Source organism: Polaromonas sp. CT11-55, assembly GCF_047303325.1.
Classification (GTDB): domain Bacteria; phylum Pseudomonadota; class Gammaproteobacteria; order Burkholderiales; family Burkholderiaceae_C; genus Polaromonas.
This window is the reverse complement of the sequence record NZ_JBKBEX010000001.1, coordinates 297,127-317,565: the sequence shown is the minus strand read 5'-3', so window position 1 is coordinate 317,565 and position 20,439 is coordinate 297,127. Positions and strand designations below refer to the sequence as shown.

15 protein-coding genes and 1 tRNA gene are annotated in these 20,439 nt (G+C 65.0%); 1 reads left to right on the top strand and 15 read right to left on the bottom strand.

All coding sequences use genetic code 11. The features are described from left to right. Nucleotides 1–16: 16 nt before the first annotated feature. The 6 genes from ACEN8I_RS01545 to ACEN8I_RS01520 form a co-directional block, all read right to left on the bottom strand. The gene (locus ACEN8I_RS01545; RefSeq protein WP_413325557.1) at nucleotides 17–2,926 is read right to left on the bottom strand and encodes a ribonucleoside-diphosphate reductase subunit alpha; all 2,910 of its coding nucleotides are present in this window, start codon (nucleotides 2,924–2,926) and stop codon (nucleotides 17–19) included. Nucleotides 2,927–3,370: 444 nt separating this feature from the next. Beyond that, nucleotides 3,371–3,973 (bottom strand): 1,6-anhydro-N-acetylmuramyl-L-alanine amidase AmpD, encoded by a 603-nt coding sequence (gene ampD, locus ACEN8I_RS01540; protein WP_413325555.1) that lies wholly within the window; start codon nucleotides 3,971–3,973, stop codon nucleotides 3,371–3,373. Continuing rightward, nucleotides 3,960–5,417 (bottom strand): sigma-54-dependent transcriptional regulator, encoded by a 1,458-nt coding sequence (locus ACEN8I_RS01535; RefSeq protein ID WP_413325553.1) that lies wholly within the window; start codon nucleotides 5,415–5,417, stop codon nucleotides 3,960–3,962. Before ACEN8I_RS01535 ends, ampD begins: the two co-directional genes overlap by 14 nt. 4 nt (nucleotides 5,418–5,421) lie before the next feature. Continuing rightward, the gene (locus ACEN8I_RS01530) at nucleotides 5,422–7,140 is read right to left on the bottom strand and encodes a sensor histidine kinase (RefSeq protein ID WP_413325551.1); all 1,719 of its coding nucleotides are present in this window, start codon (nucleotides 7,138–7,140) and stop codon (nucleotides 5,422–5,424) included. A 257-nt stretch (nucleotides 7,141–7,397) separates the two neighbouring features. Then, nucleotides 7,398–7,646 carry a PP0621 family protein gene (locus ACEN8I_RS01525; RefSeq protein ID WP_413325549.1) on the bottom strand — a complete coding sequence of 83 codons (249 nt, stop codon included), beginning with the start codon at nucleotides 7,644–7,646 and terminating at the stop codon, nucleotides 7,398–7,400. Continuing rightward, nucleotides 7,643–8,443: an inner membrane protein YpjD gene (locus ACEN8I_RS01520; protein ID WP_413325547.1), complete on the bottom strand. Its 801-nt coding sequence runs from the start codon at nucleotides 8,441–8,443 to the stop codon at nucleotides 7,643–7,645. Before ACEN8I_RS01520 ends, ACEN8I_RS01525 begins: the two co-directional genes overlap by 4 nt. A gap of 103 nt (nucleotides 8,444–8,546) precedes the next feature. Here ACEN8I_RS01520 and ffh point away from each other — a divergent pair, with 103 nt between their 5' ends. Beyond that, nucleotides 8,547–9,905 carry a signal recognition particle protein gene (gene ffh / locus ACEN8I_RS01515; RefSeq protein WP_413325546.1) on the top strand — a complete coding sequence of 453 codons (1,359 nt, stop codon included), beginning with the start codon at nucleotides 8,547–8,549 and terminating at the stop codon, nucleotides 9,903–9,905. 59 nt (nucleotides 9,906–9,964) lie between these two features. Here ffh and mdoH read toward each other — a convergent pair whose 3' ends face one another. The 9 genes from mdoH to ACEN8I_RS01470 all read right to left on the bottom strand — a co-directional run bounded on the left by mdoH (nucleotide 9,965) and on the right by ACEN8I_RS01470 (nucleotide 20,329). Then, on the bottom strand, nucleotides 9,965–11,965 hold the full coding sequence (mdoH, locus tag ACEN8I_RS01510) for a glucans biosynthesis glucosyltransferase MdoH (RefSeq protein ID WP_413325544.1): 2,001 nt from the start codon (nucleotides 11,963–11,965) through the stop codon (nucleotides 9,965–9,967). Further along, nucleotides 11,941–13,521, bottom strand: a complete 1,581-nt coding sequence (locus tag ACEN8I_RS01505; RefSeq protein ID WP_413325542.1) for a glucan biosynthesis protein G — start codon at nucleotides 13,519–13,521, stop codon at nucleotides 11,941–11,943. Before ACEN8I_RS01505 ends, mdoH begins: the two co-directional genes overlap by 25 nt. Before the next feature lie 228 nt (nucleotides 13,522–13,749). Further along, nucleotides 13,750–15,135: a sigma 54-interacting transcriptional regulator gene (locus ACEN8I_RS01500; protein WP_413325539.1), complete on the bottom strand. Its 1,386-nt coding sequence runs from the start codon at nucleotides 15,133–15,135 to the stop codon at nucleotides 13,750–13,752. After that, the gene (locus tag ACEN8I_RS01495) at nucleotides 15,132–15,809 is read right to left on the bottom strand and encodes a hypothetical protein (protein ID WP_413325536.1); all 678 of its coding nucleotides are present in this window, start codon (nucleotides 15,807–15,809) and stop codon (nucleotides 15,132–15,134) included. The genes ACEN8I_RS01500 and ACEN8I_RS01495 overlap by 4 nt, the downstream gene beginning before the upstream one ends. After that, complete coding sequence (locus tag ACEN8I_RS01490) at nucleotides 15,796–17,217, bottom strand: sensor histidine kinase (protein ID WP_413325534.1); 1,422 nt, start codon at nucleotides 17,215–17,217, stop codon at nucleotides 15,796–15,798. Before ACEN8I_RS01490 ends, ACEN8I_RS01495 begins: the two co-directional genes overlap by 14 nt. A 28-nt stretch (nucleotides 17,218–17,245) precedes the next feature. Continuing rightward, complete coding sequence (gene miaB / locus ACEN8I_RS01485) at nucleotides 17,246–18,601, bottom strand: tRNA (N6-isopentenyl adenosine(37)-C2)-methylthiotransferase MiaB (protein WP_413325531.1); 1,356 nt, start codon at nucleotides 18,599–18,601, stop codon at nucleotides 17,246–17,248. A gap of 103 nt (nucleotides 18,602–18,704) precedes the next feature. Then, complete coding sequence (locus tag ACEN8I_RS01480; protein WP_413325527.1) at nucleotides 18,705–19,184, bottom strand: hypothetical protein; 480 nt, start codon at nucleotides 19,182–19,184, stop codon at nucleotides 18,705–18,707. Nucleotides 19,185–19,323: 139 nt separating this feature from the next. Beyond that, nucleotides 19,324–19,400 (bottom strand) — tRNA-Met (locus ACEN8I_RS01475). 140 nt (nucleotides 19,401–19,540) lie between these two features. Then, nucleotides 19,541–20,329, bottom strand: coding sequence for an enoyl-CoA hydratase (locus tag ACEN8I_RS01470; RefSeq protein ID WP_413325525.1), 789 nt, complete (start codon nucleotides 20,327–20,329; stop codon nucleotides 19,541–19,543). Between the last annotated feature and the right edge of the window lie 110 nt (nucleotides 20,330–20,439).

Here is a 20,439-nt window from a genome sequence, read left to right as displayed (position 1 = left end):
GCGATCCGGTGTTTTTTTATTGGCAGGCCTCGCATCCCGGGTCATCGATCGCACAGAACTTGATGTCGGTGGCGGGCGTTGCATTCATCTGCGCCTGCGCCGCGGCGGCCGCCGCTTCGAGCGCGCTCATGCCGCTGCTCGCGGGCGCGGGGCCGGATGACACCGAGTTCATTTTGCCCGCGGTCACGGTCGATTTCTCGGCGTGCGTCGCGCTCTGGGTGCGCAGGTAGTAAGTGGTCTTGAGGCCGCGCAACCAGGCTAGCTTGTAGGTGTCGTCCAGCTTCTTGCCCGAGGCGCCCGCCATATAGATATTGAGCGACTGGGCCTGGTCTATCCATTTCTGGCGGCGCGCCGCCGCTTCGACGATCCAGGAGGTTTCGATTTCAAACGCCGTGGCGTACAGCGCCTTGACGTCCTGGGGTACGCGGTCGATGGGGCGCAGGGAGCCGTCAAAGTGCTTGAGGTCCACCACCATCACGTCGTCCCACAGGTTCAGGCGCTTGAGGTCGCGCACCAGGTAGTGGTTGATGACCGTGAATTCGCCGGACAGGTTGGACTTGACCGAGAGGTTGCCGAAGCAGGGCTCGATGCAGGCATCCACGCCGATGATGTTGGAGATGGTGGCGGTCGGGGCGATGGCGACGCAGTTGGAGTTGCGCATACCGTCCTTGGCGATCTTCTTGCGCAGGGCTTCCCAGTCCAGCGTGGCGGAACGGTCGATCTCGACATAGCCGCCGCGCTGCTCGGCCAGCATGTCCAGCGTGTCCAGCGGCAGGATGCCCTTGTCCCAGAGCGAGCCCTTGTAGCTGGCGTACTTGCCGCGCTCTTTGGCCAGCTCGGTGGAGGCCCAGTAGGCGTGGTAGCAGACGGCTTCCATGGACTTGTCGGCGAACTCGACGGCTTCCTGGGAGGCGTAAGGCACGCGCAGCTCATACAGGCAATCCTGGAAACCCATGATGCCCAGGCCCACGGGGCGGTGGCGCATGTTGGAGTCGCGGGCCTTCTTGACGGCGTAGTAATTGATGTCGATCACGTTGTCCAGCATGCGCATGGCCGTGGTGATGGTCTTCTTGAGCTTCTCGTGGTCGACCGCGCCGTCCTTCAGGTGCTGGACCAGGTTGACGGAGCCGAGGTTGCAGACGGCGGTTTCGGTGTCGCTGGTGTTGAGCGTGATCTCGGTGCACAGGTTGGAGGAGTGCACGACGCCGGCGTGCTGCTGCGGCGAGCGCACGTTGCAGGCGTCCTTGAAGGTGATCCAGGGATGGCCGGTTTCAAACAGCATGGACAGCATCTTGCGCCACATATCGGTGGCCTGCACCTTGCGGGACGGCTTGATCTCGCCGCGCTCGGCCTTGGCTTCGTAAGCGGTGTAGATTTTCTCGAAATCCTTGCCGAACTTGTCGTGCAGGTCGGGCGTGTCGGACGGCGAGAACAGGGTCCAGCTGCCTTTTTCCATCACGCGGCGCATGAAGAGGTCGGGAATCCAGTTGGCGGTGTTCATGTCGTGCGTGCGGCGGCGGTCGTCGCCGGTGTTCTTGCGCAGTTCCAGAAACTCTTCGATGTCCAGGTGCCAGGTTTCCAGGTAGGCGCAGACGGCGCCCTTGCGCTTGCCGCCCTGGTTGACGGCGACCGCCGTGTCGTTGACGACTTTCAGGAAAGGCACCACGCCTTGCGATTCGCCGTTGGTACCCTTGATGTGAGCGCCCAGGGCGCGCACGGGCGTCCAGTCGTTGCCAAGGCCGCCTGCGAATTTGGACAGCAGGGCGTTTTCCTTGATGGCGTCGTAGATGCCGCCCAGGTCGTCGGCGACCGTGGTCAGATAGCAGGACGACAGCTGCGAGCGCAGGGTGCCGGCGTTGAACAGAGTGGGCGTGCTCGACATGAAGTCGAAGGACGACAGAATCTCGTAGAACTCGATGGCGCGCTCTTCGCGGTCGATCTCGTTGAGCGACAGGCCCATGGCCACGCGCATGAAGAAAGCCTGGGGCAGCTCGATGCGCTGCTTGCGCACGTGCAGGAAATAGCGGTCAAACAGGGTCTGCAGGCCGAGGTAGTCGAACTTCAGGTCGCGCTCGGGCTTGAGCGCGGCGCCCAGGCGGGCCAGGTCGAACTGCTGCAGCTTTTCGTCGAGCAGCTCGTTTTGCACGCCCTTGGCGATGAACTGCGGGAAGTATTCGGCATAGCGCACGGCCATGTCCGCCTGGGTGACTTCCTCGCCCAGCACTTCGCGGCGGATGGTGTGCATCAGCAGGCGCGCGGTGGCATAGGTGTAGTCGGGGTCTTTTTCGATCAGGGTGCGTGCCGCCAGGATGGAGGCTTTGTAGACCTCGTCGATGGGAACGCCGTCGTAGAGGTTGCGCATGGTTTCCGCGACGATGGGGTCCGGCTTGACGTCGGCGCCCAGGTTGGCGCAGGACGCTTCGATCAGGGCCTGCAGGTTGCGGATGTCCAGGGCGACGCGATTGCCGCGGTCGGTCACGTGGATCAGGGGGGCCGCGGGCGCCTGGGTTTGGGGCTGGCGTGCACGCTCCTGCGTGCGCTTTTCGCGGTACAGCACGTAGGCGCGGGCGATCTCGTGGTGGCCACCGCGCATCAGGCCGAGCTCGACCTGGTCCTGCACGTCTTCTATATGAAAGGTGCCGCCGCCAGGACGCGAGCGCATCAGGGCGCGGATTACCGCCTGGGTCAGGCCGTCGACCGTCTCGCGCACGCTGGCCGATGCCGCGCCCTGCGTTCCGTGAACGGCCAGGAAGGCCTTCATCATGGCCACGGCGATCTTGTTGGGCTCAAACGGCACCACACCGCCGTTGCGCCGGATGATCTGGTAGTGGGCAAGCGGATTGGACTGGGTATTGGGTTCGCTGGTTGCCGGGTTGCCGGCGGCCAGACCGGGTGTTGCGGGCACTGCGTGCTGTGCTGTTTGCATGACTTCCTCTTTGCTTTGTTTTATGACTGGCTGATGTGCTGTTGCGGGCAATCCGTTTGGCGTGAGCGGTTCAAAAAACATGAACCAATTTCTCATCGCCGGGGCCCGAATTACATCAATCTTGAATTAGGGCTTAGGCACTATACCTAGGGTGTTGGGGGAATACAAGCCACTACAGGTAGTGTACCGCCGAGTTTATGGACCGTTACGTTTTGTGGCTTTTTCATTCCACTTCGGACCGCTCGCCTAAGGCCTTCGTATTCATGCTGCTGGTCTCGCGCAAAGCCTGATTTCATCAGGCCCGCGGGCGTTACGCGACGCTGCGGCGCGCCTTGTCGCGGGCTTTGGCCCGCCAACACAAGCCCATGTTAGCGCGGTAAAAATACCGGAAAATTTTCGGCGGTAAAGCGCACCACACTGGTGTGGTCTTGCGCTGCGCGCCGCTCAAACAGTTTCGGGAAAATACCTAGCCGGCAGGGCCAGCGAGTCTTGCAGCAAGGGCCAGTCGAAGCCCGGGCCGGGGTCCTGCTTGCGGCCCGGCGCAATGTGTTCGTGCCCCGCGATGTGGGCGATGGGATAGGCCTCAAGCAGCGCGGCGCACAGACCGGTCAGGGTCTCGTACTGTGGCGCTTCGAAAATGCCGCCTTCCAGGCCTTCGAGTTCAATGCCGATGGAGTCGTCGTTGCAGTTGCCGCGTCCCCGGTACTTCGATTCCCCGGCATGCCAGGCGCGGTCGCCGCAGCCGACGAACTGCCACAGGGCACCGGTGCGGGCAATGAAGAAGTGCGAAGACACCTGCAGGCCGCGTATGCCCTGGAAGTAACCATGGGCCTCCCAGTCGAGCTGGTTGGTGAAGAGCCGCTGCACATTGCCGTTGCCGAATTCACCGGGCGGCAGGCTGATGGAGTGAATCACCACGAGGTCGATCTGCGCGCCCTCGGGCCGCGGGCCGAAATTGGGCGATACCAGCGCGCGCGCATAGCGGTACCAGCCGTCTCGCCACAGAGGGAGCGGGGCACCGGCGCCCCGGCCTTCAGGCGGGGTCATCGGCGGCGTCGAGTCCATCGGCAGGGTCTTCGCTGCCCGGCGTCACGATATTGAGCCGGGCAATGCGGTAGCGGATCTGACGCAGACTCAGGCCCAGCCTGGCCGCCGCCGCGGTGCGGTTGAACCCGTTTTCCAGCAGCACCTTGGTGAGGATGCTGCGCTCCTGCCTGTCCAGGTAATCCTGCAGGTTTTCCGGAATGGCGACCTGCTCGTCGGCCGGTGCATCGAAATGCAGCTCGCTACCGTCGCCGAGCGCCACCGCCCGGTGCAGGGTGTTTTCAAGCTCGCGGACATTGCCGTTGAAGGGCAGGGCGCGCAGTTGGGCCAGCACGGTGTCGGTCAGCTCGGGCACGGGAAAGCCGGACTCCTGGCAGATCCGGGTGAGCAGGGCTTTGCACAGATCGGGCAGGTCTTCGCGGCGCTCGCGCAGGGCCGGGACGTGAATTTCGATCACATTGAGCCGGTAATAGAGGTCCTGGCGGAAAGTCCCCGCCTGGACCTCGGCCACCAGGTCCTTGTGGGTGGCGCTGACGATGCGCACGTCCACCGGGTCCTCCTGCGGGGAGCCTAGCGGGCGCACGGTGCGCTCCTGGATGGCCCGCAAGAGCTTGGACTGCATGGCCAGCGGCAGGTCGCCGATTTCGTCGAGGAACAGGGTCCCGCCTTTGGCCGCCTGGAAGTAGCCCTGCCGGTCTTGCGCCGAGCCGGTGTAGGCACCCTTGCGCGCGCCGAAGAACTCCGCCTCCAGGAGGTTTTCCGGGATGGCGCTGCAGTTGACGGCCACAAACGGGCCCGCCGCGCGGTGGCTGCAGCCGTGTACGGCGCGCGCGACGAGTTCCTTGCCGGTACCCGACTCGCCCTGGATCAGCACGGGCGCCATGCTGCCGGCCACCTTCACGATGCGCGACTTGACGGCGCGCATGACGGCCGATTCACCGACCAGCTTTTGCAGGATCAGCGGGGTCTCGGCGGCCATCGGCAGCGGCAGCGACAAAGGCGCTATGCCGGAGTCGGACGCGCCGCGCTGGATTTTTTCGGCGGCCGGCGCCGGATGTTTGGCGCCCTGCACAGCCGAAGCCACGACGCTGCGGAACTGTTTGAGGTCTACGGGCTTGGTGAGATAGTCAAAGGCGCCGGCCTTCAGGGCCTCGACCGCATTTTCGGCGGAACCGTGTGCGGTGATGACCACGCAGCGCTCGCTGCGCTGCTGGCTCACCATGTCGCGCAGCAGCTCCAGGCCCAGGCCGTCCGGCAGGCGCATGTCGGTGATGACCGCGTCAAACCGGGTTTCGCTGAGCTGCTGGCGAGCCTGCAGCAAATCGCCGGCGGCTTCCACCCGGTAACCCTCCCTGAGCAGGGTCAGCTCATAGAGGGTGCGCAGGTCCGGCTCGTCGTCGATGACGAGGATACGGGCTTGCTGGGGAACGGGTGCTTGCATGCTCATGGTGTCAAGTGGGCATTGTGGCAAAAGAAGGCGAAGGCGTGTTCGAGGATTGTGCCGAGGGCCTGAACATGACGAAAAATTCGTTGCCCTCGGTGCCTTCGCGCCGCACGCGCCGGTAGCCGATCATGGCGCCGTAGCGTTCGCACAGCTCGCGGCAAATATACAGGCCCAGCCCGCTGGAGCGGCTTTCCGATGAGAAAAAGGGCTCGAACAGATGGGTCTGCACGGTCTGCTCCAGCGGCTGGCCGTCGCTCCAGACGGACAGGCGCGCCTGCCCCGGCGCCACGTTCTGGGTCGCGACTTCGATCGCGCCGGCGGAATCGCTGGCGTAGCGCAAGGCGTTGTCCAGCAGGTTGATCATCAGGCGCCGCAAATGCTCGGGCTCAAAAACCACGACGGCGTTGTCCGAGCCCACCGTGATGCGCGTGCGCGCGGCGGCCGCAGTCTGCCCCGCCCAGTCGGAGGTAATTTTCTGGACGGTGTCGTCAAGCGGCAGAGTGATGGTTTGCGGTGAAGGCAGCTGGGCCTGGGCTCGGGAAATATTCAGCACCTCGTCGACAATCCGGGCCAGGCGCTGCGCGTTTTGCCTGACCATGGCGGTGAGCTGACGGTGCCCCGCGTCCTGCAGGTCTTCTTCGAGCAGCGCATTGGCTTGCGAAATGGCGGCCAGCGGGTTGCGGATCTCGTGGGCCACCGCGGCCGACATGCGGCCCATGGCCGCCATTTTTTCGGTCCGCACGCGCGCTTCCATTTCGCGCAGGTCTTCCAGGAACATCACGCACAGGCTCTCGTGCGTGCCGTTCGGCGATGCGGCCAGCCGCGTGCGCACATGCAGCCGCCGGGTGTTGCCGCCCGCATTGTCCAGGCTGACGTCCGCTTCCTGCGGCGATTGCGCCGCGAAGGTGCGGTGCGTCAGCTCGGCAAGAGGTTGCCAGGCGACTTCCATGGCCAGGATGAAGGGGGCGCTGCGTGCTGCATCGCCGGCCGCCAGCAGACGCCGGGAGGCCGGGTTGGCCGAGCGCACGATGCCGTTGACGTCGACCACCAGCACGCCATCGGCCAGGGCTTCAATGACCAGTTCATTCACCTGGGTTTGCATACGCGCGGCCGACTGGCTGCGTTTGGCCAGTTGCTCTTCCCTGGCCAGGCGCAGGGCCAGGTGATTGGCGAGCAGCGCGACGAGGAAGAAGCCGGAACTGCTCAAGCCCGCCTGCAGGAAGCGCGCGTTGGCGTCGCCCACCCCCAGTAGTGAGTTCCACCAGGCGTCGGCCAGCAGCAGCAGCGTCACGCTCGAGGCGGTTCCGAAGGCCAGCAGGATGGGGCCGAGGATGGAGGACAGCAGCACGGGCAGCGCGAACAGCGGGGTGTAATTGATGCCGCCTGACTGCAGGAAGTTCAGCGCCGAGAAGGCGACGACGTCAACGCCTATGGTCAGCACCCATTGCGCGTCAAAGGTGCTGCCGGGCGGCCGGGGCCGCGACCAGACCCGCACCGCCAGGGTGGCACACAGGTAGGCGATACAGGTCGCGATGGACCAGTGGTTGGTGATGTTGCCCAGTACGTAGATAAATGCCTGCAGGATGACCAGCACGGCGGCGATGGCGACGCGCGCTGTCATGAAAACATGCCAGAGGCGCCCGAAGGAGCCGGGCTCGGACGTGATTTCCCAGCTGCCTGAGCTCCTGTCGCCGCCGGTTTCAAACCAATGGGAGGGCGTGCTCATCTAGGGCCTGTAAACACTGTGTTTGCAAGATGCGTTGCGCTCAAAAAGGCCTTGAGCAAGGCGCAAAACGCAGGCGGGGTGAACCCCGTCAAGGCTTTGCAACGTCGCGCAAGGCCTTTTTGAGCGCAGCCCGGAGGGAATGGGGTAAAAACGGCGCCACTCCGCGTTGCGCTCCTCACCCAGACTCCCGGTCTGGGATTCGTCGCGCGCCTTGATTGGCGCCGTTTTTACCCCATCCGCATTTGTAAACATAGTGTTCACAGGCCCTGTTCGACCTGGCGCCGGTGCGCTTCGCTGCAGTAAACGCCCTTGTTGCCGATCAGCGCTTCAGTTTTCGGTAAATGCACGCCGCAAATCTCGCAGGCGACGATTTCAGTGATGGCGGTTCCCGGTTTTTGCGGGGCTGGCTGGCGGGCGGGCGCGGCATCACCTCGCTCCGTCTCACGGTTGTGCCGCCAGATCCAGAACACCACCAGCACAAGGCCCATGACCAGCAGGTACTTCATGCCCGCCTCAGGATGACTTCAAGCACAAAGCGCGAACCGGCATAGCCGAGCAGCAGCAGGCCGGAGCCGAGGTACAGCACATGCACCGCCTTGCGGCCGCGCCAGCCGAGGCGCGCCCGGCCGATCAGCAGGCCCGCAAAGGTCAGCCAGGCCAGCACCGAGAACACGGTCTTGTGGTTCCACTTCCAGGCCAGGCCAGGCCCGTAAAGCGTTTCGGCGAACAGCCAGCCCACGAACAGCGTGGCCGACAGCAACACAAAGCCGGCCTCCACGAAACGAAAGGTCAGGCGTTCCAGCGTCATCAGCGGCACGCCGGCGTCGGTTTGCGCGGCCAGCCGGATGGAGCGCTCGGAGCGTGTCATGAGCCAGCCGTGCACGACCGCCGCGGCAAACAGCCCATAGGACGCAATGCCCAGGGCCCAGTGCAGCGGCAGCCAGGGCGATGCGATGGCGTGGTAGGTGGTGCCGGGGAAAACGGCTGCCAGGATGACCGCCACGCTACCCAGGCCCGCCAGCGCCCAGTGCGCATGAAGCTGCGGAAACAGGCGGCTTTCAATGGCGTACACCGTCAGCACCAGCCAGACGGTCATGGACAGCGCGGGCGCAAAGCCGAAGCGGGGCGGCTCGCCCAGCAGGCCGTCGGCCAGCGCCAGCACGTGCAGCAGCCAGGCCGCCAGCAGCAGGCCGCGTACGGCGGCGGCACCCAGGCGCGGCGCGGCCAGCGCCAGGACGGCATAGGCGACAGCGGCGCCTGCCGCCGCCGCAAGACCCCACCAGTCGCTCAAAGCTAAAATCATGGCTAGAGTTTAGCCTTTACTGCTTTCCCGGCGGCTTTCCGCGCCGGCCTCATTGCAGCCTTTCCTTTCTCACTTAACTGCTCCACGCCCGTGGCGCCCTCCCATGGCTTCAGCCCTTACCGACAAGTTATCCCGCCTCGTCAAGGAAATGCGAGGCCAGGCCCGCATCACCGAATCCAATGTGCAGGACATGCTGCGCGAAGTGCGCATGGCGCTGCTGGAAGCCGACGTGGCCCTGCCGGTGGTGCGCGACTTCATCGCCCGGGTCAAGGAAAAGGCGCTGGGCCAGGAGGTGATGGGTTCGCTCTCGCCGGGCCAGGCGCTGGTCGGCATCGTCAACAAGGAACTCGCCGCCACCATGGGCGAGGGCGTGAGCGACATCAACCTGGCGGCGCAGCCGCCGGCGGTCATCCTGATGGCAGGACTGCAGGGCGCGGGTAAAACGACCACCACCGCCAAGCTGGCCAAGCACCTGATCGAAAAGCGCAAGAAAAAAGTGCTGACGGTCTCGGGTGACGTTTACCGCCCTGCCGCCATCGAGCAGCTCAAGACGGTCACCAAACAGGCCGGCGCCGAATGGTTTCCCAGCACGCCCGAGCAGAAGCCGGCCGACATCGCCCGCGCGGCCATCGACTACGCCCGCAAGCATTTCTTTGACGTGCTGCTGGTAGACACGGCCGGCCGGCTGGCCATTGACGAAGCCCTGATGGCTGAAATCAAGGAACTGCACGCCATCCTGAATCCGGTCGAGACCCTGTTCGTCGTCGACGCCATGCAGGGCCAGGACGCGGTCAACACCGCCAAGGCCTTCAAGGAGGCGCTGCCGCTGACCGGCATCATCCTGACCAAGACCGACGGCGATTCGCGCGGCGGCGCGGCGCTCAGCGTGCGGCAGATCACCGGCGCGCCCATCAAGTTTTCCGGCACCAGCGAGAAGATCGACGGCCTGGAGGTGTTCGACGCCGAGCGCCATGCGGGACGTATCCTGGGCATGGGCGACATCGTGGCGCTGGTCGAGCAGGTCGCCGCCGGCGTGGACGTGGCCGCGGCGCAAAAGCTGGCCGCCAAGATCAAGTCGGGCGACGGCTTTGATCTCAACGACTTCCTGGGCCAGCTGCAGCAGATGAAGAACATGGGCGGGTTATCCAGCCTGTTGGACAAGCTGCCGGCGCAGATGACCGCCAAGGCCGGGCAGGTCGACATGGACAAGGCCGAGAGAGATATCAAGCGCAAGGAAGGCATCATCCAGAGCATGACGCCGCTGGAACGCCGCAAGCCCGAGCTCATCAAGGCCACGCGCAAGCGCCGTATCGCGGCCGGCTCCGGCGTGCACGTTCAGGAAGTCAACCGGCTGCTCAACGAGTTTGAGCAGATGCAGGGCATGATGAAGAAGATGAAGGGCAGCGGCATGATGAAAATGATGAAGCGCATGGGCGGCATGAAGGGCATGCCCAAGTTCTGAAAAACCGGGACCATAAAAAAGCCGCTTGATCAAGCGGCTTTTTATTTGGGAAGTGAATTTCAGGCTGCCTTCAGCCGCGGTTGAGCCAGCCGGCTGGCATGCAGCCAGGCGCGGCGCAGCACCGCGGGGGAGCGGGTCTCTTCCGGGATCAGCAGGTAGTTTTGCGCGCGCAGGGCCGTGCCCACGCCGACCTTGCTGGTGAGCACCGTCATTGGGATGGACAGCAGCAGCGGCAAGCCCACCGGGATCAGCCAGATCAGCGCGCGCGCATCGATCACGGCAATGCCGACGGCCAGCAGCGCGATCACGCCCGACATAGGCGCCAGCTGCGCCAGCGCATGGCGCCAGGGCACGGCGGCCGCTTCGCGCGGGGGCGATTTCCATTCGAGTTTGAGGCCCGTCAGCGCCACCACCACGAACAGCGAGTGCGCCAGCATGCGGATGGGGGCCTGCAGCAACGCGATCAGGGTTTCCAGCAGCGCGCTGCGCAGCAGGCTGGCGGTGCCGCCGTAGGACTGTTGCTGGCGGTTGATCAGCACGGCGGCGATGCCCAGGATGCGCGGCAGGAACAGCATGCACAGCGTCCAGGCCCACAGCGACATCAGCTCGCCCGGCAGCAGGGTCCAGTCGGCGATCATGGGCGAGCCCGACAGCCACAGCGCGGTGCCCAGGGTCAGAAAGCACAGCCACAGCGGTGCCGACAGATACGCCATGGCGCCGGTGCCGAACATGGAGCGGTGTACCGGGTGTATGCCGGGCTCGGCGATCAGGCGCGAGTTCTGCAGGTTGCCCTGGCACCAGCGGCGGTCGCGTTGCAGTTCGGCCAGCAGGTCGGGCGGCTGCTGTTCATAGCTGCCGACCAGGTCGCCCACCAGCCAGACGTGGTAGCCGGCGCGGCGCATCAGCGCGGCTTCGACGAAATCGTGCGACATGATGCTGCCGGCCATGCCGCCCGTGCCCGGGATGTGGGCCAGCGCGCAGTGTTTCATGAAGGGCTCTATGCGGATGATGGCGTTGTGGCCCCAGTAGTGGGACTCGCCCATCTGCCAGAACTGCATGCCCAAGGTGAACAGGCGTCCCGTTACGCGCGAGGCGAACTGCTGCGCGCGCGCATGCAGGGTCACATGGCCTATGGCTTGGGTGGCGGTCTGGATGATGCCGGCCCTGGGGTTGGCTTCCATTAGCTTGACCATGGAGACCAGGCAGTCGCCGCTCATCACGCTGTCGGCGTCCAATACCACCATGTAGCGGTAGTCCTTGCCCCAGCGGCGGCAGAAGTCGGCCACGTTGCCGGCCTTGCGGTCGGTGCGGCGTTTGCGCAGGCGGTAATAGACCTCGATCTGCGGCTGGTCGGGGTGGCCGGCCAGCTGGGTGCGCAGGTCTTCCCAGGCGGCGCGCTCGGCCTTGATGATCGCCGGGTTGTTGCTGTCGGACAGCACGAACACGTCGAAGCTTTGCACATGGCCTGTCATGGCCACCGACTCGCAGGTGGCACGCAGGCCGGCGAACACGGTGCGCACGTCCTCATTGCAGATGGGCATGATGATGGCGGTGCGCGTGGAGGCGTCCAGCGGGTAGTGCTGGACTTTTTTCGCCGACAGCGCGTGCCTGTCGCCGAAGAGGGTGACGTAAAAGCCCATCATCGCGGTCATGAAGCCGGTCACCACCCAGGCCGAGAGCAGCGCGAACAGGCTGATCTGGCCGTATTGCAGCCAGGCGTTGTCATAGTCGGGCTGCATGTCGGCAAAGATGCTGGTCGCCAGCACCGTGCTGACCAGCGTGAGCAGCAGGAACACCGCGCGGCGGCGCCTGGCCGCGCGCTGCCAGGGCTCGGGCCGGGCGGCGGGCAAGGGGCGCAAAGCCGCCGGGTCGCCGGCCTTGAACATGGACACCAGGGGCAGCAAAAGCGCGGTCGCCATGCTGTTCCAGAAGCCGCGCCAGGGGCGCGGCACCATGGAGCCGCGGTTCAGCGGCGGTGCCGTGACCGAATTCGGATGACGTTCTTCGCGCAGCAGGCTGCGCGCGCTGGACGGTATCAGGGTGTGATCAGGTTGGTCCATGTTTCGCTTACGGTGTGGTTGTCGTGTTTGAGGAAGGCACGCAGCTCGACGGGCTGGGCCGCATTCAGCCGCTGCACGCGCAGCGTCATGCGCCAGGCGCCGGTGGCGGGGTTTTTGTAGGCCAGGCTTTCGAGCACGCGGCCGTTGGCATTGGCGCTGGAGATCGCTTCGACCTTGGCGTCTTCGGGCAAGGCGTCCAGCGCCGGGCCGCCAAAGTCGACCACGTACTGGATCTGGCCCGTGAGGTCCGTTCCTGGCTGGGAGAAGCCAAAGCCGCGGCGCGATTGCGTGACCCAGCCGTTGGGCGGCAACTGCTGGTTCTTGCCCTGCCAACTGATCTGCCAGGCGATGTCCAGCGACTGGCCGGGCGCCGGCATTTTTTCGGGCACCCAGTAAGCCGCGACGTTGTCGTGCGTCTCATCGGGCGTGTTGAATTGCAGCAGTTCGACGCGGCCGGGGCCCCAGTCGCCGACAGGCGTGACCCAGGCGCTGGGCCTCAATTCGTAGCGTGCTTCGGTGTCTTCATAGCTGGCAAAGGCGCGGTCGCGCTGCATCAGGCCAAAGCCCTTGAGCGACTTCATGCCGAAGGAGGTCGTCACCGTGGCCGAGGGGTTCTGCAGCGGCCGCCACAGCCATTCACCGTCACCGGTGGCCATCATCAGGCCATCGGAGTCATGCACTTCCGGGCGGAAGTCGCCGGGGCGGGGCTGGTTCTCACCGGAGAAAAACATGCTGGTCAGCGGCGCGATGCCCAGGGTGGCGACCGGTGCGCTGTTGCCGCTGGTGGCGGCCGGCCGCATGAAAATGCGTGCCTGCACCTGGGTGGTGGTCTGCTCGCCGGGCGTGATGTCGAAACGGTAGGCGCCCGTCACGCGCTCCGAATCCATCAGCGCGTAGACTGTCAGTTGCTTCGCATCGCCGGCGGGTTTTTCGAGCCAGAAATCGGTAAAGCGCGGAAACTCTTCCTTGCCGCCGCCCGCCGTGTCCACCGCCAGGCCGCGTGCCGAAAGCCCATAGCGCTGACCGGTGCCCAGGGCGCGGAAATACGTGGCGCCGGTGAAAACCACCAACTCGTCCTTATAGGTCGGCGAATTGAGGTTGCTGAAAAAGCGCACACCGCCGTAGCCCAGGTCGCCCCAGGTCTCGGGTGACAATTTGTTTTTTCCGAAATTGAAGGTCGCGGGGTCGTAGGGCAGGGGCTTTGCGCCCGTTGTCGTGATTTCGTGAATGCGCACCGAATCGCCATGCCGGCCGACGTGGAAAAAGTTCGCCTCGTAAGGCAGTTTGTCCGAGCGCCACAGCGTGCTGGCGGCGTTGAACCGGATGTCCCGGTAGTCGTCGTACGCCATCTTGGCGAGCTCAACGGGCACGGCGTGAGAGGCTTCTCGCCAAGGCGTTTGCGAGCGCTGGCGGGCCATCGCGGCCACATCGTCGAGGTTGAATGTCTGGGCCTGCGCCGTTGCGAACAGCAAAGCCGTGAGGCCGGCGCTGGCCGCAAAGCGGGCCGGGCGCACGGCCGGGAAACCGCTTCGGAGAGACTGAAAAAAGGCTGGCATGCCATTACTAGGGCAAACCCTGTGCCAGTTTGAAAAAACTGTTTTAAATCAACAGCTTGAATGTGATACCTCACTTAACAAGATGTAATCCGACTCAAAAGCGCCAGGAATCGCTGATTTTGTCGCCGGTGAGCGACAACTTTCGGAGGCGGTTCGGTTAACTTGTTTTAAATCAAAGGCTTACGGGTGTCGCTGCTCAGCGACGGGGTGCGGCGCGCGGCGACAAGCTCAGCTTGCCGGGCCGGAATTCTCGGCCTTGAAGTGGCCCGGCGTGAGGCCGTGTTTTTGCATCAGCCGGTAAAACTCGGTGCGGTTGCGGTCGGCCAGCCGGGCCGCGTCCGCCACGTTGCCGTCGGTCAGCTTGAGCAAGCCCACCAGATAGTCGCGCTCGAAACGCTGCCTGGCCTCGGCAAATGTGAGCACCTGCACACTCGGTGAACGCAGGGCCCGCTGCACCAGCGCCAGCGGCACCAGCGGCGTGGTCGACAGCGCGCAAACCTGTTCCACCACGTTGTAGAGCTGCCGCACGTTGCCCGGCCAGGCGGCCGTGCTCAGTGCCTTGAGGGCCTCGGGCGCAAAGCCGCTCAGGCGCTTGTCGTACTTGGCGGCCAGCTTCAGCAGGAAGTGGTTGGCCAGCAGGGGAATGTCTTCGCGGCGCTCCGACAGCGGCGGCAGGGTCAGCGTGACGACATTGAGCCGGTAGTAAAGGTCGGCGCGGAACTGGCCCTCGGCCATGGCGGCATCCAGGTCGCGGTGGGTGGCCGAAATGATGCGCACGTCCACCGGAATCGACTGGCTGGAGCCCAGCGGCCGCACCACGCGTTCCTGCAGCACACGCAGCAGCTTGATCTGCAGGGCAGGCGGCATGTCACCGATTTCGTCGAGCAGCAGCGTGCCGCCGTCCGCCGCCTGGAACAGGCCCTTGTGGTTGGCCACCGCGTCGGTGAAGGCGCCCTTGACGTGGCCGAAGAGTTCGGACTCGAGCAGTGCCTCGGGAATGGCACCGCAGTTCACCGCGACAAAGGGCTTGCTGGCGCGAGGGCCGGCCTGGTGGATGGCCTGGGCCAGCAGTTCCTTGCCGGTGCCGCTCTCGCCGCGCAGCAGCACGCTGGCATCGGACTGCGCCACCATGCGCGCTTCGGCCAGGGCCTCGGCCATGCGGCTGGAGCGGCTGATGATCTGGTTCTGCCAGGCTTCGGGGCTGCCGCGTTTGGCAGGGCCGGCGGGCGCGCTCAAGGTCAGCGCCTGGGCGATCTTGTCGAGCAGCCCCTTGCCGTCAAACGGTTTGGTGAGATAGGTAAACACGCCGCGCTCGGTGGCTTCCACCGCGTCGGGAATGGTGCCGTGCGCGGTCAGCAGGATCACCGGTAGCGAAGGATGCTGTCGGCGGATCTCGTCGAACAGCGCCAGGCCGTCCTTGCCGGGCAGACGCACGTCGCTGAGGACCAGCTGCGGCCGCTCGATGTGAAGCTGGGTCAGTGCCGCTTCGGCCGAGGTGGCGGTCGTGACGCGATAGCCTGCCGCGGTGAGCCGCATGGTGAGCAGGCGCAGCATGTCCGCATCGTCGTCCACGACGAGCAGGTGGGGCGAAATGGCGCTGCCGATGTCGTTCATGGTGCGGCGGGGCGAGGCCTGCCGGCGGCGGGCGCCGAGGCCGGCGCAGCGGGCGGGCGGCTGGTGAGGCTGCGTTCAATCGCCTTGAGCGCTTCCAGCCGTTCGTTGGTCTGGTCCAGCCGGCGCTGCACGTCGCGCAGTTGCTGGTTCTGCTTTTCCAGCTGTTCTTCAAGCCTGCGTTGCTCGCTGTAGCGCGACGCCAGCAAGCGGGCCAGCGGGTGCAGCGCCTGGGCGTCGGCATTGCCGAGCACGCGCGCAAGCAGTTCCTGGGCGCGTATCAGCTCGGGCAGCTGGCGCAACTGGCTCAGCACCAGCGACAGCTGCAACTGGGCCTCGGGGCTGGCGGCATCGCCGAGCCGGCCGGCTTCCTGGGTGAGTTCGGTCGGCGGCATGACGCGCACGCGTTCGGCATAGGCCAGCATGCGCAGCGTCATGCCGCTGGCAAATACCACCGCCTCGGGAAGCGGCGTGGGTTGGCTGGCGCCGGCGCGCGCGGTCTCGGCGGCGGAGGCCGCGGCCCGGGTGGCCTGAACGGCCGCGGTGTCGGCGCCGCGCTCAGGGGCGCGGCCGCCGCTGCCGCACGCGGCGAGCAAGGCGGATGCCACCAGGGCCGGCAGCCAGCCGGGCAGGCGGGCGGCAAGCACGGGAGAGGAAAAATTACTACTTGGAAACATGATGGGGAAGCTCTATTCTGAAGTGTGCACCAGGCTGGTCGGGCATCAGGGTGATGCTTCCGCCGTGTGCGGCAATGTATTCATGCACGATGGACAAGCCGATACCGCTGCCGCGGACCACGTCGGCGGGCTGGCGTTCACCGCGGTAAAAGGGCTCGAAAATCCGCTCCCGGTCGGCCATCGCCACGCCCACGCCCTGGTCGTGGACGTCGATGCGCACAAAGCCCCGCATGGCGCTCAGCTCCAGCCGGATGATGCCTTTGGCCGGGGAGTAGCGGATGGCGTTGGACAGCAGGTTAGCCAGCGCGGTGCCGATTTTCTCACCGTCTATTTCCATTACCAACGGCTCGCCCACAACGGTGACCGTCAGCTCACGCGCGCGCCACTGCAGGCGTTGCGCGTAGACCTGTTCTTCGATGAGCTGCAGCAGGTCCACGCTTTGCCGGTGCAACTGGCGCGCCTCGAAGGCCGCGGTGTTAAAGCGCAACAGGTCCTCGATCTGGCTTTGCAGCACGCCGGTGTTGTGCTTCAGGATCTGCGCGATTTCGCGCTGGTCGTTGCTCAACGCGCCGGCCACGCCGTCTTCCAGCAGCGATACGCCTTCGCGCAGCGAGGCCAACGGCGTCTTGAGTTCGTGGGAAATGTGCCGCAGAAAGCGCGACTTGTCGGCGTCCAGCTCGACCAGCCGCAGGCGCAGCCAGTTCAGCCGCTGCCCGACCAGCGCCAGGTCGGCCGGCCCCTGGATGGCGATCACCTGGCCGAGCCGGTTTTCGCCCAGGCCCACGATGGCGTTTTCCAGGCGGCGCAGCGGCAGCGTGAACCACACACCGAAGGCCAGGGCCATGACGACCGCCAGCACAATGGCCCAGGTCACCTGCTGCGTCAGGCGCTGCCGGCTGGCCTCCAGCTTGCCCTCCAGCGATTTGTTGCGCTGCTGTATGGCTTGCTGCACCTGCACCGCGATGGCGGCATTGATGCCTTCCAGTTCGCGGAACTCCTGCGCCAGCTGGCGCTCGCGGTCCAGCGCGGTGTCGGACGGGCCGGTCAGCAGGCCGGCAATTGCCTGCAGGTGGGCGCGCCATTGCCGGGCCCTGACGGCGGGAATGTCCTCACGAGCCAGCGTCGCCAGGATGTCGCCAGCCTCCTTCAGTTCTTCGGAAAAACGTTCCCTGAGCACCCGGTCGTCGAGCACCACCGACTGCCGCGACGTGCGCTCCATGGAGACGCTGCGCTCGCTGAGCGACTGCGCCGCGCGGCTGAGCTCCAGCGCCCGCGAGGCATTGTCGCGGCTTTGCAGCGAGAGTTCTTCCAGGGTGAACAGCGCCCGCAGCGAGGCGGCGCCCAGCAGCGCGGCAATCAGCAGGAAAGCGATTACCAGCAGTTGCCGAAACGAAAATCGCTGCAGCATGCGTGTCGGGTATTTGAGCAAGGCGGCTTCAGGCCGCGACGGGGACGTCCCGCGTCAGGACTTCGCCGCGCAGCGAACGCTGCGTGGCCTGGGTGATGGTGATGTCGACCATCTGGCCGATCAGCCGCGGCTGGCCCTTGAAGTTGACCACGCGGTTGCATTCCGTGCGGCCCATGAGTTCGGTCGGGTCCTTGCGCGAGGCGCCTTCGACCAGGATGCGCTGCACCGTGCCCTGGCGGCTGGCGCTGATGGCGCGCACGCTGTCGTCGATGGTGGCCTGCAGGTGCTGCAGCCGCCGCAGCTTGACTTCGTGCGGCGTGTCGTCGTGCAGCGCGGCGGCCGGCGTTCCGGGGCGCGGACTGTAGATGAAGCTGAAGGAGGTGTCGTAGCCGACCTCGTCGATCAACTTCATGAGCTTGTTGAAATCGTCCTCGGTTTCGCCGGGAAAGCCGACGATGAAGTCGCTGCTCATGGCCAGGTCGGGGCGGATGGCACGCAGCTTGCGCACGGTGCTTTTGTATTCCATGGCGGTGTAGCCGCGCTTCATCGCCATCAGGATGCGGTCGGAGCCGTGCTGCACCGGCAGGTGCAGATGGTTCACCAGCTTGGGTAGCCTGGCATAGGCGTCGATCAGGCTTTGCGTGAACTCGTTGGGGTGGCTGGTCACGTAGCGGATGCGCTCGATCCCCGGGATGTCGGACACGTATTCAAGCAGGGTCGCAAAGTCGGCTATCTCGGCGGTGCCGCCGATACGCGTGCTCATAGGGCCGCGATAGGCGTTGACGTTCTGCCCGAGCAGGGTGACTTCCTTGACGCCCTGGTCGGCCAGGCCGGCAACCTCGACCAGCACGTCCTCAAAAGGCCGCGAGACCTCTTCGCCGCGGGTATAGGGCACGACGCAGTAGCTGCAGTATTTGGAGCAGCCTTCCATGATGCTCACGAAGGCGCTGGCGCCTTCGACACGCGCTGGCGGCAGGTGGTCGAATTTTTCGATCTCGGGGAAGCTGATGTCGACCTGCGGCTTGCCCAGGCGGGCCCGGCTGGCCAGCATCTGCGGCAGGCGGTGCAGGGTTTGCGGGCCGAAGACCACATCGACATAGGGCGCGCGCTGGATGATGGCCGCACCTTCCTGGCTGGCCACGCAGCCGCCCACGCCGATCAGCACGCCTTTTTCCTTCAGGTGCTTGACGCGGCCCAGGTCGCTGAAGACCTTTTCCTGCGCCTTTTCGCGCACCGAACAGGTGTTGAACAAAATCAGGTCGGCCTGCTCCATGTCCTGCGTGGGCTCATAGCCCTCGGCGGCGCGCAGCACGTCGGACATCTTGTCCGAGTCGTACTCGTTCATCTGGCAGCCGAAGGTTTTGATAAAGACTTTTTTGCTCATGATCTGCTGGCGCTCGGCCGTTGGATTCGCTGTTAAGGGGGGGCCCGGGCCCCGTGAAGAAAGGGGAAATGCCGTGGAAACGGCAAAGCCCGGGCGGGGGAACTCAGCGCTTGTAGGTGGGCAACTGGTCGTACGGCGTCTTGCCGTTGTCCACCGGCGCCTTGGTAGCGCTGTCGGTGTTGAAGTTGAACAGCGTGGCGGTGCCGCCCGGCCGTTTTTCCTTGGCCTCTTCCGCGTTGAGGATCCAGACTTCATGCACCAGGCCGGTGTTGTCGCGCACGTAGTTCACCAGCAAGGGCTTGTTCAACAAGGGCGCCGACAGCGTGAAATGGTTGTTGGCGTCGCGTATGCGCGCGCCCACCGAGAGTCGTTCCTGCCTGCCGTCGATGGAAATCACGGGCGGCGCCAGCACCACCATTTCGCCGCGAACCGCCTTGGCGGGGAATTGCCTGACGTTGGGCTTGACGGCTTCCGTGGAAGACGTGGCCTGGACGGCCTGGGTGCTCTGGTCAGTCTGGGCCAGGGCGGCAGAGGCGGCCAGTGCCAGGAGGAAGGGAGTCAGACAGAAGTTGCAGCGGTTCATGGTATGTGTCCAGAGGCTGTTGAATATCAAAAGGATAGCAAAGAATGGCCAAGGCGCGTCATAAAAGACCCGCAAAGGCCAAGAACACAAAGAACAAAGCCCCAGGGGAGGGGACCCTCTGGGGCTTTGAAAGCATTCTTGGTGGTCGTAGGTGGACTTGAACCACCGACATCAGCATTATGAATGCTGCGCTCTAACCAACTGAGCTATACGACCGACAGCCTAATATTATAGCCAAAACCGAAGGTATAAATCCACCCCCGTCCAAGCTCACTTCGTATAGCTTGTTCCTCCCCTTGAGGGGGCGGCGCCCGCGGTCTGGCAAAGCCAGTCCCGCGGTCCCTGCTGCTTGTGGCTCACCTATGTTTAAAAACGGGTTTGCGTTTGTTCACAAAGGCGTCCATGCCTTCTTTCTGGTCCTCGGTGGAAAACAGCGCGTGGAACAGGCGGCGCTCGAACATGACGCCGTCGCTGAGGCCGCTTTCAAAGGCGCGGTTGACGGCTTCCTTGGCGGCCATGAGGCTGGTCTGGCCGAAGCCGCAGATGATGAGGGCGGCGCCCAGGGCCTCGTCCATCAGCTTGTCCAGCGGCACCACGCGGCTCACGAGGCCCGAACGCTCGGCTTCCTGGGCGTCCATCATGCGGCCAGTCAGGGCCAGGTCCATGGCCTTGGACTTGCCCACCGCGCGCGGCAGCCGCTGTGTGCCGCCGGCGCCCGGAATGATGCCCAGTTTGATCTCGGGCTGGCCGAAGCGCGCGTTATCGGCGGCGATGATGAAGTCGCACATCATGGCCAGTTCGCAGCCGCCACCCAGGGCGAATCCGCTGACGGCGGCGATCACCGGCTTGCGCACGCTGCGAATCTGCTCCCAGTTGCGACTGATGTAGTCATTGTTGTAGACGTCGGCAAAGGTGTAAGTGGCCATGGCGCCTATGTCGGCGCCGGCCGCAAAGGCCTTTTCGCTGCCGGTCAGGATGATGCAGCCTATGCCCTCGTCGGCGTCAAAGCCTTTGAGCGCCTGGCCCAGTTCGTCCATCAGCTGGTCGTTCAGGGCGTTGAGCTGTTTGGGCCGGTTCAGCGTGACGATGGCCACTTTGCGGCCGTCCGGGCCTTCGGTGCGGGTTTCAATGGTTTCGTAGGTCATGAAAGAAGTCCTTTGCCGGGAATACGGGAGTGCTGGGGCGGGAAGTGCTGGGGCAATGATGCCATGAGCCGGGACCGCGCCCCCGACCCGCCGCGAGTGCTAGATTCGAG

Coding starts and splice junctions, on each gene's coding strand:
- ACEN8I_RS01545 (WP_413325557.1), bottom strand. CDS start 2,926: ATGCAAACAGCACAGCACGCAGTGCCCGCAACACCCGGTCTGGCCGCC.
- ampD (WP_413325555.1), bottom strand. CDS start 3,973: ATGACCCCGCCTGAAGGCCGGGGCGCCGGTGCCCCGCTCCCTCTGTGG.
- ACEN8I_RS01535 (WP_413325553.1), bottom strand. CDS start 5,417: ATGAGCATGCAAGCACCCGTTCCCCAGCAAGCCCGTATCCTCGTCATC.
- ACEN8I_RS01530 (WP_413325551.1), bottom strand. CDS start 7,140: ATGAGCACGCCCTCCCATTGGTTTGAAACCGGCGGCGACAGGAGCTCA.
- ACEN8I_RS01525 (WP_413325549.1), bottom strand. CDS start 7,646: ATGAAGTACCTGCTGGTCATGGGCCTTGTGCTGGTGGTGTTCTGGATC.
- ACEN8I_RS01520 (WP_413325547.1), bottom strand. CDS start 8,443: ATGATTTTAGCTTTGAGCGACTGGTGGGGTCTTGCGGCGGCGGCAGGC.
- ffh (WP_413325546.1), top strand. CDS start 8,547: ATGGCTTCAGCCCTTACCGACAAGTTATCCCGCCTCGTCAAGGAAATG.
- mdoH (WP_413325544.1), bottom strand. CDS start 11,965: ATGGACCAACCTGATCACACCCTGATACCGTCCAGCGCGCGCAGCCTG.
- ACEN8I_RS01505 (WP_413325542.1), bottom strand. CDS start 13,521: ATGCCAGCCTTTTTTCAGTCTCTCCGAAGCGGTTTCCCGGCCGTGCGC.
- ACEN8I_RS01500 (WP_413325539.1), bottom strand. CDS start 15,135: ATGAACGACATCGGCAGCGCCATTTCGCCCCACCTGCTCGTCGTGGAC.
- ACEN8I_RS01495 (WP_413325536.1), bottom strand. CDS start 15,809: ATGTTTCCAAGTAGTAATTTTTCCTCTCCCGTGCTTGCCGCCCGCCTG.
- ACEN8I_RS01490 (WP_413325534.1), bottom strand. CDS start 17,217: ATGCTGCAGCGATTTTCGTTTCGGCAACTGCTGGTAATCGCTTTCCTG.
- miaB (WP_413325531.1), bottom strand. CDS start 18,601: ATGAGCAAAAAAGTCTTTATCAAAACCTTCGGCTGCCAGATGAACGAG.
- ACEN8I_RS01480 (WP_413325527.1), bottom strand. CDS start 19,184: ATGAACCGCTGCAACTTCTGTCTGACTCCCTTCCTCCTGGCACTGGCC.
- ACEN8I_RS01470 (WP_413325525.1), bottom strand. CDS start 20,329: ATGACCTACGAAACCATTGAAACCCGCACCGAAGGCCCGGACGGCCGC.